Raw genomic sequence first — 16,886 nt, forward strand, 5'->3', positions numbered from 1 at the left:
CTCAGATCAGCACGGACCTCAGATCAGCACGGACCTCAGATCAGCACGGACCTCAGATCAGCACGGACCTCAGATCAGCACGGACCTCAGATCAGCGCGAGCCCGGATCAGCGCGAGCGCTCGGATCAGCGCCTCTTCCCCGGGTACGACGCGATGGCGTGGCCGCCTCGGCGACCACGCCGTCGCCCTGGCGGCCACGCCGCCGGGTCAGCGCCTGTAATCGGCCGCGGCGCGCATGATGGCCCGCCGGATGGGTTCGTAACCGGTGCAACGGCAGATGCCGGACTCGACCAGAGCGCGCACGCGCTCGGCGTCGCCGCCGACGGCGGGGTCGGCATCGAGCGCCCCCGCGGCCACCATCAGGAAGCCCGGTGTGCAGAAGCCGCACTGGAGCGCGTGCTCGGCGGAGAAGGCCAGTTGCAGGGGATGTGGCTCACCGCCGGGGCCCGCCAGACCTTCGACGGTACGCACCGAACGGCCGTCGCACTGCACGGCCAGCATGAGGCACGATCGCACGGCCTCGCCGTCGACGAGCACCGTGCAGGTCCCGCACACGCCGTGCTCGCAGCCCAGGTGCGTACCCGTGAGCCGGCAGTCCTCGCGCAGCACATCGGCCAACACACGCCGGGGCTCCACGTCGAGTGGGTAGGCGTCGCCGTTGACCGTGAGAGTGATCTTCACCGGTGATCTCCTTGTGGTCCTCCGGGCCCGCCAGGCGACCACCCGTCCGCCGCCTGGCACAGCGTCCTGCGGACGACGACCGCGATGGCCTGCCGCCGGTACTCGACATCGGCGTACGGCTCGGCCAGGGGCGCGGCGTCCCGCTCCGCGGCGATCCGCCCGGCACGGGTGAACGGGTGATCGCCCGGCAACCGGCATCCGGCCGTGAACGGTCCGGCTTCGGCGCCGATCAGCGCCTCCTCGGCGGCGCGTGCCCGCAGGGGGCTGCCGGCGCAGTTGGCGAGCCCGATCCTCGCATCACCGATCACCCCGTCGCGTACGGTCAGCGTCGCCGCCACTGCCACCTGGGCGAAGCTGAAATGCGTTCGCCGGTGCTCGACGAAGCCGACCCCGGTGTCGTCCCCCAGCAGCGGGAACCGTACGGAGGTGATGAGTTCCCGCGGGTGGCGCGCGGTCAGGTGCGGACCGTGGAAGAAGTCCCGGGCCGCGACCACACGGGTGCCGCCGGAAGCCTGGAGGACGATGTCGGCGTCGAGGGCGACTGCGACGGCGCACCATTCCGAGGCGGGGTGCGCCCAGGCGAGGCTGCCCACCATGGTCCCGCGGGCCCGGATGGGCGGATGGGCGATGTTGACCACGGCGAGTGAGAGCAACCTGCCGAGCGCGCCCGGCACGGCCTGCGGAGACTCGAAGACGCGGTGCCGGACCAGCGCGCCGACCTGGAGCGCGCCGCCGTTCACGCGCATGTGGTCGAGCTCCGCGACGCGGTTGATGTCCACCACCAGATCGGGGCCGCCGCGCCGCAGGTGCATCTCCAGGATCAGGCTCTGCCCGCCCGCGAGCACCTGCGCCGTCCGCCGGGTGTCGCCGAGCGCGTCCAGGGCCTCGGGCACCGTACGCGGCGCGGTGTAGTCGAAGGCGGCGGCTTTCACCGGGCCGCCTCCTGATACTTCGGCGCCCGCGCCGCACGCCAGACCACGTCGGGAGTGAGCGGCGTCTGAAGCAGGCTCGGGTCGGCGAGCTGCAGCGCGTCCGCCACGGCGTTGACGATCGCGGCCGGAGTGCCGATGCATCCCGACTCTCCCGCCCCCTTGGCGCCCAGCGGCGTGCGGGGGCTCGGAGTACAGGTTTCCTTGATCGTGATGGGTGGGATCTCGGACGCCGTGGGCACCAGGTAGTCCAGCAGACCGCCGGGGAGCAAGGGCATGCCGTCGTCGCCGAAGGGAATGCCTTCGTACAACGCCTGGCCGATGCCCTGCACGGCCGAACCGAAGGCCTGCCCCCGCACCACCGCGTGGTTCAGCACCACTCCGCAGTCGTCCACCGCCACGAGTCGCAGCACCCGTACGGTGCCCAGCTCCGGATCGACCTCGGTCACCGCCGCGTGGACGCCGAACGGGAACGCCATGCCCGACTCGAACCGGTCGTCCACCCGCATCGGCCCGGTCGCCTTCACCAGCTCGGCAAGGTCCATGGCCGCCGAGCCGCCGTGGGCGGCGTGCACGGCGCCGTCGGACCACGCCACCTCCTCCACCGGCATCCCCCACAGCGCCGCGGCCCGCGCCCGCGCCTCCTCGATGAGCAGCATGGACGCGTGCTGCAGCATCGCGCCGGCCACCTGCGCCGAACGGCTGGCGAAGGAACCCAGCCCTTCGGGCTGCTCGTCGGTGTCGCCCTCGACCAGCCGGACCCGCGCCTCGTCCACCCCGAGAGTCCTGGCGACCAGCATGGGGAAGACCGTCTCGTGGCTCTGCCCGCTGGAGGCCGTGCCGCACCGGGCGACGACCGTGCCGTCCTCATGCGCCTCGACGCCGCCGAACTCGTGCAGCCCTCCCGGCTCGCCACCGGAACGCTCCACGTAGCAGGCCAGGCCGATCCCCAGCGGCAGGGTCTGCGGATCCGTACGGCGGCGGGCCTGCGCGGCCCGCCACCCGTCATAGCCGAGAGTCTTCAGCGCCAGGTCGAGCGCGCCGGCGTAGTCGCCGCTGTCGTAGCGCCGTCCGGTGGGAGTGTCGTACGGGAAGCTCTCGGGCGGGATGAAGTTGCGCCGCCGCAGCTCGGCCGGGTCCATCCCCAGCCGGCGGGCCAGCATGTCCATCGAACGCTCCAGCGCGATCGTCGCCTCAGGACGGCCCGCGCCTCGATAGGGATAGGTCACCATCGTGTTGGTCAGCACCGACCGGACGGTGGCATGAACCCGCGGCGTGCCGTACGGACCGGTCGCCATCCAGGCGGTCTGCATGGGCAGGCCGACTCCGAGGTGGGGGTAGGCGCCCACGTCGGCGTCGATGTTCAGCTCGTACGCGACCAGCCGTCCCTCCGCGTCGGCGGCGAGTCGGGTCTTCTGGTCCTGGCCCCGGCCCCGGGTGGCGACCTTCATGGATTCCAGACGGTCCTCGATCCATCGGACGGGACGTCCCAGCTTCACCGCCAGGAAGACGACCGCGACGAACTCCGGGAACGTCGCGCATTTCGACCCGAACGAGCCTCCGGTGTCCGGCACCACCACGCGCACCTGCTCGACCGGCCAGTCCAGCAGCGTGGCCAGCTCCCTGCGCAGCCGGTGCGGCATCTGATGACCGGACCACACCGTCAGCCGGTCGTCCTCGGGCACGGCGAGGATCGTCCTGCACTCCATGGGGGTGGGCATGAGGAGTTGCTGGCGGTACCGGCCCTCCACCACGGCCGCCGCCTCCTGCCAGACCGGCTCCTCGATCGGCTCCCCGGTCTCCCCCCGCAGAGCGATGTTGCTCAGACCGTCGAACAGGCGGACGGAGTCGTCCGCCGCGGCCGACGCCGTCACCACCGCGGGCAACGGATCGATCCGGAAGGCGACCGCGGCGGCCCCGTCCTCGGCCCGGTAGCGGTCCTCGCCCACGACCACCGCCAGGGCCTCGCCCGGGTACCGCACACGATCCTTCGCCAGGACCGGCCATTCCCGGCCGGCCACGGCCTCCTGCGTGGACAGCTTGGCGAGCAGCGTGTACGGAACCGGAGGCAGGTCCCGCAGCCGGGCGGCCGAATGCGGGCACGCGGGCATCTCCAGCAGATCGGCGGCGGACCAGGCCCCCACCACTCCCGGCACCTCACGAGCGGCGGAGCAATCCACCGAGCGCACCGTGCCGTGAGCGACATCGCTTCTCACGAACGCGGCGTCCAGGCAGCCCGGCACCTTGATGTCGGCGACATAGCGGCCTTCGCCGGTGAGCAGCCGTTCGTCCTCACGCCTTGACCATGGCTCCACGACCGACACCTCCGCGCCGCGTATCGAGGGGAATGCCCTGTCGCTCAGTGAGATGCGATAAGAAATCGACGGACATTCGCGGCCGGCCGTGGCGCGTTCAGTGGGCCGATTTCGAGCGCGTCAGAAGGGCCCGAACGGATTGTGTCCACCTCCATTACATATCGATTCGAAGCGGTTTTGGTTAGCCTTGGGGAAATTCCGGGCTGATTTTCCCTGGACCGTACGGCGCCGGACCCCTGGCCTCACGGGGCCGGGGCGAGAAGGCCGGCGGCGTTCACGGGGTCGCCAGGGCCTCCGTCGGCGACATGCGTGCCGCGCGTACGGCGGGATAGAACCCGGCGATCCCGCCGATGACCAGGGTCGCGAGCACGCCTCCCGCCATGGCCCAGACCGGCACGATCACCGGCCACCCCTGGGAGACGGCGTAGGCGGCGGTCACGCCGATGCCGAGCATGACCCCGCCCACTCCGCCGATCGCCGACAGCAGCAGCGCCTCGGACAGGAACTGCAGCCGGATCTGCCCTCGTGTCGCGCCCAGGGACCGGCGCAGGCCGATCTCGGCACGCCGTTCCAGCACCGAGATCACCATCGTGTTGGCCACACCGACTCCGCCGACCAGCAGCGCGACACCGCCGAGGCCCAGCAGCAGCGCGTTGAGCGTGGCGTCGGTGGCGTCCTTGGCGGCCAGCACGTCGGACGGGCGGGACACCTCGACCTCGCCGGGGTTCTCCGGATTGGCGGTGGCCGCAAGCACGTCGCGCACCTGCACGACGTACTCCTCCTGGGACCTGGTGTAGACGGTGGTCGGATAACCGTCGAAACCGAGTCTCTGCTCGGCGACCGGCCAGCCGACGAAGGCGGCGGTGTCGAGCTCGGGCGTCAGCACGGACGGGGCGAGCACGCCCACGACGGTGAACCACTGCTCGCCCAGCCAGACGCGCTGCCCCGGCCCGGCCCGGGTGACGCCGAGCCGGTCGGCCGCCTTGGTCCCGAGCACCACGGCCGGGTAGCGGTGCGTGGCCTCGTTCAGCCAGGCGCCGCTCACGACCGACACGCCGATGTCCCTGATCAGGTCGAGGCGGGCGGCCAGGACCGAGATGCCGCCCGACTCGGCCCGGGGAATGTGCTCGTTGCGGTAGACCTTCGCGTCGACCACACCGGTGGAGGTCACCGCCGTGACCGGGGCGATCTGGGCGATCATCCCCTCCGCCTCCGCGGGAAGGTGGGAGTCCTCGCCGAACACTGTCTGACCGGGCGACACCTGGAGCAGGTTGGTCCCGAGGGCCGCGAGCTGCCGGTTCAGGTCCTCCTTGCTGGACGCGGAGATGCCGACCACGCCGAGCATCGCGGCGATGCCGATGGCGATGCCGAGGGCGGACAGGAACACCCGCAGCGGCCGCGCGCGCAGCCCCGCCCCGCCGACCCGGACGACGTCACGCGGCCGGAGCCGGACATGGGCCAGCCGGGTGCCGCGCCGATGCACGGGTGTCGTCAGCACGCCGGCTCCCGCGTTCTCGCAGAGTCCGCGACGACCCGGCCGTCCAGCATCTCCACCTGCCGGGGCAGGCTCGCGGCGATGTCCCGGTCATGGGTGATGACCACGACGGTGGTGCCCGCCGCGTGAAGCTCCCTGAGCAGGGCCATCACCCCCGCGCCTGACGTGGAGTCGAGGTTGCCGGTGGGCTCGTCGGCGAGCAGCAGGTCCGGCCCTCCGGCCACCGCCCTGGCGATCGCCACGCGCTGCTGCTCGCCGCCGGACAGCTCATGGGGGCGATGGCCGAGCCGGTGCCCGAGACCGACCCGCAGCAACGCCTCCTCGGCCAGATCGAGACGCTCCCGGGGCGGGACGCCCGAATAGATCAGCCCGTCCGCCACGTTGTCCAGGACGGGTATCCCGGCGGTCAGGTGGAACTGCTGGAAGACGAAGCCGATCGTGCGGGCGCGAAGGGCCGACAGCTGCCGGTCGGAGAGCGCGGCCACGTCGTACCCGTCGATCCGCACGGTCCCGCCGGAGGGCCGGTCCAAAGTGCCGATCATGTTCAGCATCGTGGACTTGCCGGAGCCCGACGGCCCGACGATGCCGGCGAGCTCCCCGGCCTGGATGGTCACCGTGGCCCCGCGCAACGCGGTGATCTCTCCGTAGACCTTGCTGACGTCGACGAGCTCCACGAGAGGCCGGTGGTCCGCCTCGTCGCCGCCCGGTTCGTGATGGGCCGTCATGCGGGCACCACCACGGTGGCGCCTTCGTCCACTCCGGTGATCTCGACCTGGCCGTCGGCGAACATCCCTGTCGTGACCGCCGCGTAACGCGTGGCCGGGCCCTCCACGACCTCGACGCCGTATCCGCCCTCGGCCAGGGCGATGAGCGCGCCGACCGGCACGACCAGCACGTTCTTGCGCCGGGCGGAGACGATGGTCGCCTCCACCGGCGCCGTGTCGTACGGCTTGAGCTTCTTGCCGCCGCCGGAGACCGAGACGGTCACCTTGATCGTGGTGGTGGTCTCGTCCTGGTCCTGGGTCTGCGTGGTGGCCACCTTGCCGATGCCGGTGACGGTGCCCCGCACGGTGGCGCCGTCCGGCAGCTCGACCGTCGTCCTGAGCCCCTTCCTGATCAGGTGCCGGTCGGCGACGTCCAGGTCGATGGAGACCTCGCGGGTGGTGCCGGTGTACGTCAGGATCGGCCCGCCTCCCGGGTCGCCGAGCTCTTTCTTGATCTCCCTGACCCGCAGCGCGCCGTCGTGGACCACGACGGCCTCCGGGGCGAGAGTGCCGGTCACCTCAAGGTTGAGGTCGTCCTGCCACTCCTCGAGGGCTTCGCGGGTGGCCCATGTGAATTCGCTGTCCACGGTGAAGCCGTCGTAGCCGAGCTTGGCCAGGTTGCGCTCCAGCATCTTCACGTCCCGGCCCTTCATGCCGCTGCTGAGCGTGCGGTAGAGCGGCATCGTGCCGTACAGCAGCGGGATCCGGCGGGCGTCGGCGCTGTAGACGGCGCGACCCCGGGTGATCGTGGAGCCGGCCGAGGGCAGCCAGGTGATCGTGCCCTGGCCCCGGCCGGTCAGCGTGGCGACCGCGCCGTGGCCGAGGGTGCCGTCCACGGTCTTGGTCTCGGTCAGCGTGGTGCGGGTGACCTTGGCGGTCGCCGGGGGAGTCCGCTGGACGGCAGGCGTGCCGGTGTCTCCGCCGACGCCGATCGCGGCCGCGGCCGCCGCGACCGCGAGCAGCGCGGCGCCGCCCGCGACCGCGAGGGCTCCGCCCCGCCCGCGACGGCGCGGCCTGGGCGCTCGGGGCTCCTCCACCGGGCTCACCGCCCGCTCGGATCGCAGGTCGGTCACTTGGTCTTCCCCGGTTCGCCCGCCGCTGACCTGCAGGTCCTCATGGCCTGGTTGACCTTGGGGTCCTTGAGCTTGCTGGGGGGCAGGCCCTCACTCCTGCCTGAGGAATCGGGGTCGGGCATGTCGACGCCGTGGTCCCGCATGCACTTGGCGAAGGCGCGAGCCCGCTCCAGATCCTCGGGAGCGACCGGTCCTCCCTTGCCACGGCCGGGGTCGAGGGCGCGGCAGGCGTTCGCCGCCTTGTCGACCTTGGCGCGGTCGACCTCGGACTTGCTCCCCGTGATGCTCAACCTGAAGCCGCCCTTGCCGTTGGGCTCGGGGTCGGACATGTTGACGCCGTTGCTCCGCATGCACTGGGCGTATTTCCTGCCCTGCTCCTCCGGGTCCATCGGCGCGGTCGGGCTCGCGCTCGCCTGTGCCGTGGCGCTCTGGGTCCGCTTCACCGAGGCGACCCCATCCGTGGACGGGGACTGGGCGCATCCCGCGGCGAGCGCCAGCAGCGCCGCCGTCGTCAAGAGTCTTCTCATATGGGCGATGCTGCTGAGGGCGGATGGAAGTGCCCCGGGAGTTACCTCGGAGCCGGCTCGGAGTCCCGCAACGGGAGCAGCACCCGGAACGCGGCGCCCGTCCCGTGCGCCGAGCGGAGCTCCACCCGGCCGCCGTGCGCCCGGACGATCGCGGCGACGATCGCGAGCCCGAGCCCCGCGCCGCCGTCCACGCGCGACCGGCTCTGGCTGACCCGGTACAGCCGCTCGAAGATGCGCGGGACGTGGTGGCGGGGAATGCCGGAGCCGGTGTCGGCGACCTCGAGCACCCCCAGGACGCGTGAGGCGGGGAACTCGGCGCCGACCGCCGCCGCGGGTGAGGGCGTGGCCGGTCCCGCGCCGACCCGGACGGTGACCTTCGCGTCGGCCGGGGTGTGGACCAGTGCGTTCGTCACGAGATTGGCCGCGACCTGCCGCAGCCGCGCCTCGTCGCCCATCACCATGACCGGCATCAACGTGGCGTCCAGCCCGGCGAGCCGTACATGCCGGTCGGGCATGCGGGCGAGGGCGTCGCGGATGGTGTCGGCGGCGATCTCCAGCAGGTCCACGGGACGGGTGTCGAGGGGACGCTCCTCGTCCAGGTGGGCGAGGGAGAGCAGGTCGTTGACCAGCAGGCCCATCCGGGTGGCCTCGTCCTCGATCCTGCGCATGGCCTCGTCCATGGGCGGGCCGGGCGGGGTCCCGCCCCTGCGGTAGAGCTCGGCGAAGCCCCGTACGGAGGTCAGCGGGGTGCGCAGCTCATGGGAGGCGTCGGCCAGGAAGCGGCGCATCCGCTCCTCGGAGTCGGCCCGCGCGGCGATCTCCGCCTCCAGCCGGTCCAGCATGACGTTCATCGCGGCGGCGAGGCGGCCCGGCTCGGTGTGCGGGTCGGGGCCGGGAAGGCGGCGGCTGAAGTCGCCGCCGGCGATCAGCGCGGCCGTCTCCTCCATCCTGGTCAGGGGCCTCATCCCGAGCCGTACGACCGCCGTGCCGACCAGGCCGAGGAGCAGCAGGACCAGGGCCATGACACCCAGATCGATCGTCAGCAGCCAGTTCCTGATCTCCGCGACGCCCCCCAGGGACGCCGCCATCACCACCACACCGCCGTCCACGGTGTTGGCCGCTTTCACCCGCCACGGCCGGCCGTCCCTGCCCGGCACGGTGCTCGCCTTCTCGCGCGGGAGAGCCGCGATCGACCCGAGGATGGGCCCGGTCGCGGGATCGGCGGCCGGGGACTCCTCGATGAGCCGCCCGTCGGCGCTGAACAGGTAGCTCCGGCTCTCCCGGCCGACCCGCTCGATGATCGGGTTCACGATCGCGTCGACCCGCCGGCCATCCGGCTTGTCCTGCGGTCGGGCGGCGGCGGCCGCCTCCTTCAGCGCCTGCTCCATTTTGGGGACACCCATGAGCTGATCGTCGACGCGGTCGGTGAGGTAGCGGTTGAACAGCACCAGGCCCGCGGTGCTGGCCAGCGCCACCGCGACCGCCGTCAGCGCCACCGCCGCCACCACCAGCCGGGTACGCAGGGTCCAACGGGCCGGCCCTCTCATGACTCGCCGTCCCGGGGCAGCCTGAGCGTGTAACCGACCCCGCGTACGGTCCGGATCAGCGGAGGATCCCATTTGTCGATCTTCTTTCTGAGGTAGTACACGTAGGACTCGACGATGCTCGAGTCGCCGTCGAAGTCGTACCGCCAGACGCTGTCGAGGATCTGGGCCTTGCTCACCACCCGGCCGGCGTTGGCCAGCAGGTAGGCCAGCAGGTTGAACTCGGTCGGCGACAGGTCGACCACCACGCCCGCGCGCCGTACCTCGTGGGAATCAGCGTCCAGCTCCACGTCGGCGTACCTAAGCAGGCCGTCCTTGGGCGACGCCGGCGTGAGGCTGCGGCGCAGGATGGCCCGGATCCGCAGCACGACCTCCTCCAGGCTGAACGGCTTGGACACGTAGTCGTCGGCGCCGAGTCTCAGCCCCTGGACCCGGTCCTCCACCGTGTCGCGCGCGGTCAGGAAGAGCACCGGGATCTCGCCCAGCCGCCGTGCCACCTCGAAACCGTCCACGTCGGGCAGCATCACATCGAGCACCACGATGTCCGGCTGGAACTGCCTGGCCACGGTCAGAGCCTTCATCCCGCTCTCGGCCGTGCGCACCTCGAAGGACACCAGGCGCAGCGTCTGTGACAGGAGGGCGAGGATGTTCGGCTCGTCGTCGACGACGAGCACCTTGGGGGGCCGGTCCATAGCTCCAAGGTGTACCCGAGCATCTTCAATGCCGGCTCAAAGAACGACGCCGCACGAGACGCGAGTCGCCGCCCCGTGTCAGAGCGAACGGCCACCGTCGCGTGTGCGACGGTGGCCGGTGCGGTTTTGGCGCGGCGGCGCGGTCAGTGCGCGCCGGCGCCGCTCTTCACGATGGACTTCACGTTCGCCGGGGTGTCGACCGTGTACGAGTAGGGGATGGAGGCGACGCTGCCGCCCGTGTCCCCGGCCCCGGAGTTCACCTTGTAGTTGTTCCGGGCTACCAGGCTGCCGGGGGGAGAGGCGGCCTCACCACGGTGGTAGGGGTCGTCGACGTTCTCGAAGGAGTTGCCCTCGACCAGGACGCCGGCCTCCATCGTCGAGGCCACGCCGTACCCGCTGTTGTTGTAGTAGTAGTTGTTGAACACGTGCACCGGGTTGCCGAACCGCACCCGCGGGTGGCGCTGGGTGGTGCCGTCGAACCAGTTGTGGTGGTAGGTCACCCGCAGGTGGCCGCGGTCCTCCGCCCCGTTGTCGTCGCTGTGGCCGAGCAGCATCGTCTTGTCATGGCTGAAGACGTGGTTCCACGACACGGTGACGAAGTCGCTGGCATGCTTCACGTCGATCGCGCCGTCATACCCGTTGGACAACGTGTTGTGGTCGAGCCACACGTTCGTCGAGAACTGAACGTTGATCGCGTCGTCGTTCCAGTTCCGGAAGATCAGGTTCTTGATGATCACGTTCTTCGCGTGGGAGACGTTCAGGCCACAGCCGGCGATGGTGGCCCCGGTCGCGCCGATGATCGTCTTGTTCGACCCGACCGCGAGCATGCCGGAGCAAGAGATCGTCCCGCTCACCCTGACCACCGAGGCGGAGGTCCCCGCCATCGCGCTGGTCAGCGCCGAGGCGCTGGTCACGGTCACGGTCGCGGCGTTGCCGCCGCCGGTGGTCCCGCCGTTCTGCGTGGCCCAGCCGACCAGACCCGGCCCGGTGCCACCCGTCGGGCTGGGGCTGGGGGTGGGGGTGGGGGTCGGCGTGGGGGTCGGCGTGGGGAAGCGAGTAGGTGACAACGTCGGGGTCGGTGTGGGGGTCGGTGTGGGGAAGCGGGTAGGCGTAGGGGGCGGTGTGGTGGTGCTGATGCAGGTGACGCCGTTGAGGGTGAAGGCGGTCGGCTTGGGGTTGGTGCCGGAATAGGTGCCGTTGAAGCCGATGGAGATGTTCGCTCCGGAGGGGATGAAGGCGTTCCAGCTGAGGTTGGTGGCGGTGACGTTCTGTCCGCTCTGGGACCAGGTGGCCGACCAGCCGTCGCCTATCTTCTGGGTGGTGGTGGGGAAGGCGAAGCCCAGTGTCCAGCCGTTGACGGTGTCGCCGAGGTTCTGGATGGTCACGGAGGCGGTGAAGCCGCCCGACCAGTCGGTGGTGGTGTAGGTGACGGCGCAGCCCGTGTCCGCCTGGGCGGGGGCCGCGGCGGCGAGCGCCGACGCGGCGAGGGGGATCGCCGCCGCGATGGCCGCCAGGCGGCCCGCCCAGGACCGAGGGATGGTCAGATGCATCGATGCTCCTCCGATGGGTGGACAAGTCGGGTTCGGATGGAACCGTGCCGGGGTCTGCCGTCCGCCCGGGGCCGAACGGCCTGGAGAGGGCCTCGCACGGCTCCTCCGGCGGGGTCAGCCGATCGGGTTCCAGCCGTCGGATCCGGCCAGGTACTTCTGCGGCGTGTAGTTGGCGGCTTGGGAGTCGCTCATCTGCGGACGGTTGGAGTTGACGCCGGCACCCGCGCCGGTGTTCCTGTACTCGAAGAAACGGGCGTTCTTCCAGGAGTTACCCGACATGTCGGTCCATGGCTGCGATGTCTTGATCGTCGAGCTGAGGGTGGACTCCCGGAACAGCACCTGGGCGGTGGGGCCCCAGGGGCGGCCCAACGTGGTGGTGTTGGCGGTGGCCCCGGTGATGCGTGACTTGTAGATCAGGAAGCCGTAGGTCTTGCCGGCGGGGGTCCTGGCGGCGGTCAGCGGGCCACCGGTGCTGCGCTTCTCGTAGATGTCGGAGTTGTTGATCACGACGATGCCGTCGCCGAAGATGAAGTCGACGGTGCCCTCGATGTAGGAGCCGGTCACGTAGGCGCGGGCGGCCTCGTTGACCAGGAAGGTGTCCTGGTCGCCGAGCAGCCGCACGTTGGTGAGGGTCGCGCGGTCGGCGTTGAGGTGCAGCGCGACGGCCTGCTGGCCGCTCGTGGACGAGGTCTCGACGTAGTCGTTCGAGATCGTCAGGTTGGTGGCGGCGAAGTCGTGGCCGTACGCGAACGCGGTGGCGCTGTTGAAGGTGCCGTACACCTCGGCGTAGTGGTTGTTGACGATCACGACGTCCCTGGCCGACGAGCCCAGCCCCTGCAGGGTGATGTACGGCTTGTCCTTGGGAATCGTGACGATCTCCCGGTAGGTGCCGGGCTTGATCGTGATGACCTTACGGCTGGAGTTGCCCGCCGGCACGGCGTCGATCGCCGCCTGCACCGTCCGGTACCTGCCGGTCCCGTCCGAGGCCACCGTGGGAGTCCCGCCCGTCGGCGTCGGCGTCGGCGTCGGCGTCGGCGTCGGGGTCGGCGTCGGGGTCGGCGTGGGGGTGGGTGTGGGGCTTGGCGTCGGCGTCGGTGTCGGGCTGGGTGTCGGCGTCGGGCTGGGTGTCGGTGTGGGCGTGGGCGTCGGTGTGGCGGTGGTGCCGGTGCAGGTGACGCCGTTGAGGGTGAAGTCGGCCGGCTTGGGGTTGGTGCCGGAATAGGTGCCGTTGAAGCCGATAGAGGTGGAGGCGCCGGTGGCGAGGGAGGCGTTCCAGCTGAGGTTGGTGGCGGTGACGTTCTGTCCGCTCTGGGACCAGGTGGCCGACCAGCCGTCGCCTATCTTCTGGGTGGTGGTGGGGAAGGCGAAGCCCAGTGTCCAGCCGTTGACGGTGTCGCCGAGGTTCTGGATGGTCACGGAGGCGGTGAAGCCGCCCGACCAGTCGGTGGTGGCGTAGGTGACGGCGCAGCCCGTGTCCGCGGACGCCTGGGTGGCGGGCATCCCCGCGACAAGGCCGCCCGCGACCAGCGCGGTCACGGCGGCGGCCGTACGGCGTCCCCAACGTCGTGCGCCCGGACCGCCGCGGCGACGCCGGTCCACCGCCGTCGACAGGCGTGCTCTGTCCGCTGCTCTCATCGAGGGATCCCTTCGGGGCATGCGTATCGGTTCGAATCATCGGGTCCCGATCCTCCGGAGGAAAAGGTTTGCCGGATCGCGAACGCGTTTCCGCAGGTCAAAAGGATCAAACGAGCGGGCGTTCGTGATACTTTCACGGCGTTCGCGTTCGCCGTCCTCGCGGCGGTGGCACGTCTTCGCACGTCCCGCGTTCCCGGTCCGGTGTGACCGGGTGGCCGTCACTACCGCGGCGACAGCAGGTCCAGCACGCCCTCGGCGACCTCGGCGGCACTCGGCTCGTACTCCCCGGCGAGCGAGCGGAAGACCTGCTCGGCTCGGATCGCCGGCCAGTTCCGCGGCAGATGCTCGGCCGGCAGGTAGGGGTCCTGACGGACGAGCTGCAGCCAGTCGGTGTGCAGCAGCAGCTGGCGCGCGAGGTCGTCGGGCGCGGAGGGAAGCGGCCGGGGCGTGTCCCACTGTGCGAGGAACGCCTGATAGCGCCGGGCGATCTGCTCGATGTCGAACGCCTTGCGGACGAGGTCGGCCGTCTCGGTCGGCTTGAACGCCCTTGCGGTAAGCACGGTCACGTGGTCGCCGAGATCCAGCGAGTCGAGGACGCCGATCACGTCCTTCGTGCCCGGAGCGATCCACAGGCCGCTCTGCAACAGGCCGAAGCCCGCCCAGATGAGGCGGGAGCGCAGGTCATGACGCGTGCTGCGCCTGCTGTCCGGCAGCGAGAACCCGACGAGCGTCCAGGTGCCGTCCCAGGCGCGGTTCACCGCACCGGTCTCCCATATCCGCCGGCGCCCGTCCTCCAGCACGTTGACCGCGTGCGGGGTGAGGCCGAAGTACACCTTCCGGCCTCGCCGATGCCGTAACAGCAGGTTCCGCTTCGCCATGCGGGCGAGCGTCGACCGTACGGCCTCTTCGGAGACGCCGAGGCGGGCGAACACGTCGATGATGCTTCCCGAGTACACGGCGACGCCGCGGCCGAGCACGTAGACGCCGAGGAAGCTGAACATCAGGGACTGCGGGCGCGCCGGCGGCGCCCGGTGGTCGTCCTCGTCACCGAAGGTCACAGGCAAAAGGGTAGACCGTCAGCTACGTTATGCAATTCTTTGACTGGCGTCAGATATGTGCAATAAGTTCGAGAGGTGTCGCGCGCTTCCCGCAACGAGAGGTGAAGTACATGGATCTGTCGGGCAAGGTGGCCGTCGTCACGGGTGCGGGCCGGGGGCTCGGGCGCGCGTACGCCGAGGCGCTGACGGCCGCCGGCGCGGCGGTGGTCGTCAACGACGTGGACGCCGAGTCGGCCGAGCGGGTCGTCGGCGGGATCGCCCAAAGGGGAGGCAGGGCCGTCGCGGTCGTCGCGCCTGTCGGTTCCGGCGAGGTCGCCCAGCGGCTCGTGGACACGGCCGTCAAGGAGTTCGGCCGGCTGGACGCGATGGTCACCAACGCGGGCATCCTGCGGGACCGCGTGCTGTGGAAGATGTCGGACGAGGACTTCGACGCGGTGATCGAGGTCCATCTGCGCGGCACGTTCACCTGTGCTCGCGCCGCGGCCGTCCGCATGCGCGAGCAGGGGACCGGCGGCCGCCTGATCCTGATCTCCTCGCCGGCGGGCCAGCGGGGGAACTTCGGCCAGACCAACTACGCCGCAGCGAAGGCGGGCGTCGTCGCCATGGCCCGGACGTGGTCGATGGAGCTGGCCAAGGCGGGCATCACCGTCAACGCGGTCGTCCCGGTGGCGGCCACGGAGATGACCAGGACGATTCCGTTCTTCGCCCCGATCATCGAGGAGTCCGAGCGGACCGGGCGGCCGTTCCCCGAGTGGCTGCGCGCGGACGGGATGGGCACCGTCGAGGACGTCGCGCAACTGATCGTCTTCCTCGCCTCCGACGCCTCCGCGGACGTGACGGGCCAGGCCATCGGCATCGGCGGCGACAAGCTCGCGCTGTGGGCCCATCCGGCGGAGAAGGCCGTGGCCTACGCCGACGGCGGGTGGAAGGCGGACGCCATCGCCGAGTCGTGGGGGATGGGAGTCGGCGCCGAGCCCGAGACGGTCGGAGTGCCCGCGCCGAAGAGGCCGGAGTCATGACATGTCGCCTGCGAACACCGACTCCTCCGTGAACACCGACTCCTCCGTGAACACCGACTCCTCCGTGAACACCGACTCCTCCGTGAACACCGGCTCGGTAATGGATGTCGACGAGCTGGTCGCGATCGACGTGCACACGCACGCCGAGATCTCCGCCGACGGCCACGCCTCGCTGAGCGCGGACCTGTTCGGCGCCTCGGAGAAGTACTTCAAGGAGCACCCCAGGCCGACCGTTCCTGAGATGGCCGCCTATTACCGCGAGCGGAAGATGGCCGCGGTGGTGTTCACCGTCGACGCCGAGCACGCCACCGGGCATCCCCGCATCTCCAACGAGGAGATCGCCGAGAGCTGTGCCAAGCACGCGGACGTGCTCATCCCGTTCGCCGGCATCGACCCCTGGAAGGGCAGGGCGGGCGTCCGCGAGGCGCGCAGGCTCGTCGAGGAGCACGGTGTGCGCGGATTCAAGTTCCACCCCAGCATCCAGGGCTTCTCGCCCGACGACCGGATGGCCTACCCGCTGTACGAGGCGATCGAGGAGATGGGCGCGATCGCGCTGTTCCACACCGGCCAGACCGGCATCGGCGCCGGCGTGCCCGGCGGGGGCGGCATCCGTTTGAAGTACTCCAACCCGATGCTGGTCGACGACGTGGCGGTGGACTTCCCCGAGTTGCGGATCATCCTGGCCCACCCGTCGTTCCCCTGGCAGGACGAGGCGCTGGCCGTCGCAACGCACAAGCCGTACGTCCACATCGACCTGTCCGGATGGTCGCCGAAGTACTTCCCGCCGCAGCTCGTGCGCTACGCGAACACGCTGCTGCAGGACAAGGTGCTCTTCGGATCCGACTACCCGGTCATCACCCCGGACCGCTGGCTGTCGGACTTCGGCAAGCTGGAGATCAAGCCGGAGGTCCGCCCCAAGATCCTCAAGGACAACGCCGTACGCCTGCTCGGGCTGGGTGCGGGGGAAAGGACGGCGCGGCCATGACGATCACCGTGCACGGGCTCGAAGAGATCAAGGCGCTCGCCGGCAAGGAGCTCGGCCACAGCTGGTGGCTGGAGATCACCCAGGACCGGGTGAACGCCTTCGCCGACGCCACGGGCGACTACCAGTGGATCCACGTCGATCCCGAGCGGGCGAAGCGGGGGCCGTTCGGCGCCGCCATCGCCCACGGGTACCTGACCCTGTCCCTGGTCATCCCGTTCTTCAACGAGCTGCTGGACACCCGGGGCGTGAAGATGAGTGTCAACTACGGCCTGGAGAAGGTCCGCTTTCCCAGCCCGGTGAGGGTCGGCGACAGGATCCGCCTCGCCGCCACCGTGGTGTCCGTGGAGGAGGTCGCGGGGAACGGCGTCCAGATGTGCCTCGACTTCACCGTCGAGATCGACGGCGCGGCCAAGCCGGCCTGCGTCGCGCGGGTCGTCTACCGCCACTACGCCTGACGGGAAACGCCCCCTCACGTGCCGGTGCGCGCCCGCTCCTGCTCGTTTTCACGGCCATCCGTCCGAGGGCCCAAACGTCGTGCACAGTCTTGACCGTCGCATGGAATCTGCCTAACCTCGCGCACAGCGGAGCGGTGCGGACTGCTCCCGGATGAGGAGCTCGG

15 protein-coding genes are annotated in these 16,886 nt (G+C 70.6%); 3 read left to right on the forward strand and 12 right to left on the reverse strand.

Annotated elements, in window-relative coordinates:
* Window positions 1-207: 207 nt before the first annotated feature.
* The 12 genes from AB0B72_RS09095 to AB0B72_RS09150 all read right to left on the reverse strand — a co-directional run bounded on the left by AB0B72_RS09095 (window position 208) and on the right by AB0B72_RS09150 (window position 14,263).
* On the reverse strand, window positions 208-681 hold the full coding sequence (locus AB0B72_RS09095) for a (2Fe-2S)-binding protein (RefSeq protein ID WP_367738065.1): 474 nt from the start codon (window positions 679-681) through the stop codon (window positions 208-210).
* A complete protein-coding gene (locus tag AB0B72_RS09100) occupies window positions 678-1,613 on the reverse strand; it encodes a xanthine dehydrogenase family protein subunit M (RefSeq protein WP_367738066.1) in 936 nt (311 codons plus the stop codon). The genes AB0B72_RS09095 and AB0B72_RS09100 overlap by 4 nt, the downstream gene beginning before the upstream one ends.
* Window positions 1,610-3,925: a xanthine dehydrogenase family protein molybdopterin-binding subunit gene (locus AB0B72_RS09105; RefSeq protein ID WP_367738067.1), complete on the reverse strand. Its 2,316-nt coding sequence runs from the start codon at window positions 3,923-3,925 to the stop codon at window positions 1,610-1,612. The genes AB0B72_RS09100 and AB0B72_RS09105 overlap by 4 nt, the downstream gene beginning before the upstream one ends.
* Window positions 3,926-4,199: 274 nt before the next feature.
* Entirely contained in the window at window positions 4,200-5,423 is a 1,224-nt protein-coding gene (locus AB0B72_RS09110; protein WP_367738068.1) for an ABC transporter permease, read from the reverse strand.
* Window positions 5,417-6,145 (reverse strand): ABC transporter ATP-binding protein, encoded by a 729-nt coding sequence (locus AB0B72_RS09115; protein ID WP_367738069.1) that lies wholly within the window; start codon window positions 6,143-6,145, stop codon window positions 5,417-5,419. Before AB0B72_RS09115 ends, AB0B72_RS09110 begins: the two co-directional genes overlap by 7 nt.
* Window positions 6,142-7,257 carry a peptidoglycan-binding protein gene (locus AB0B72_RS09120; RefSeq protein ID WP_367738070.1) on the reverse strand — a complete coding sequence of 372 codons (1,116 nt, stop codon included), beginning with the start codon at window positions 7,255-7,257 and terminating at the stop codon, window positions 6,142-6,144. The genes AB0B72_RS09115 and AB0B72_RS09120 overlap by 4 nt, the downstream gene beginning before the upstream one ends.
* Window positions 7,254-7,784, reverse strand: a complete 531-nt coding sequence (locus AB0B72_RS09125) for a hypothetical protein (protein WP_367738071.1) — start codon at window positions 7,782-7,784, stop codon at window positions 7,254-7,256. Before AB0B72_RS09125 ends, AB0B72_RS09120 begins: the two co-directional genes overlap by 4 nt.
* A gap of 41 nt (window positions 7,785-7,825) precedes the next feature.
* On the reverse strand, window positions 7,826-9,331 hold the full coding sequence (locus AB0B72_RS09130) for a sensor histidine kinase (protein ID WP_367738072.1): 1,506 nt from the start codon (window positions 9,329-9,331) through the stop codon (window positions 7,826-7,828).
* The gene (locus AB0B72_RS09135) at window positions 9,328-10,020 is read right to left on the reverse strand and encodes a response regulator transcription factor (RefSeq protein WP_367738073.1); all 693 of its coding nucleotides are present in this window, start codon (window positions 10,018-10,020) and stop codon (window positions 9,328-9,330) included. The genes AB0B72_RS09130 and AB0B72_RS09135 overlap by 4 nt, the downstream gene beginning before the upstream one ends.
* Window positions 10,021-10,163: 143 nt before the next feature.
* Window positions 10,164-11,570, reverse strand: a complete 1,407-nt coding sequence (locus AB0B72_RS09140) for a cellulose binding domain-containing protein (protein WP_367738074.1) — start codon at window positions 11,568-11,570, stop codon at window positions 10,164-10,166.
* A 114-nt stretch (window positions 11,571-11,684) separates the two neighbouring features.
* On the reverse strand, window positions 11,685-13,205 hold the full coding sequence (locus AB0B72_RS09145) for a pectinesterase family protein (protein ID WP_367738075.1): 1,521 nt from the start codon (window positions 13,203-13,205) through the stop codon (window positions 11,685-11,687).
* Between the two features lie 221 nt (window positions 13,206-13,426).
* On the reverse strand, window positions 13,427-14,263 hold the full coding sequence (locus AB0B72_RS09150) for a PaaX family transcriptional regulator C-terminal domain-containing protein (protein ID WP_367738076.1): 837 nt from the start codon (window positions 14,261-14,263) through the stop codon (window positions 13,427-13,429).
* 110 nt (window positions 14,264-14,373) lie between these two features.
* Between AB0B72_RS09150 and AB0B72_RS09155 the strand changes: the two genes are divergently transcribed.
* The 3 genes from AB0B72_RS09155 (at window position 14,374) to AB0B72_RS09165 (ending at window position 16,722) form a co-directional block, all read left to right on the forward strand.
* Window positions 14,374-15,282, forward strand: coding sequence for an SDR family oxidoreductase (locus AB0B72_RS09155; RefSeq protein WP_367738077.1), 909 nt, complete (start codon window positions 14,374-14,376; stop codon window positions 15,280-15,282).
* A gap of 100 nt (window positions 15,283-15,382) precedes the next feature.
* On the forward strand, window positions 15,383-16,267 hold the full coding sequence (locus AB0B72_RS09160) for an amidohydrolase family protein (RefSeq protein ID WP_367738368.1): 885 nt from the start codon (window positions 15,383-15,385) through the stop codon (window positions 16,265-16,267).
* A complete protein-coding gene (locus tag AB0B72_RS09165) occupies window positions 16,264-16,722 on the forward strand; it encodes a MaoC family dehydratase (RefSeq protein WP_367738078.1) in 459 nt (152 codons plus the stop codon). The genes AB0B72_RS09160 and AB0B72_RS09165 overlap by 4 nt, the downstream gene beginning before the upstream one ends.
* Window positions 16,723-16,886 lie beyond the last annotated feature (164 nt).

Origin of the sequence: Microbispora sp. NPDC049125 (assembly GCF_040802045.1) — a bacterium.
In the GTDB taxonomy this organism is placed as follows: Bacteria; Actinomycetota; Actinomycetes; order Streptosporangiales; family Streptosporangiaceae; genus Microbispora.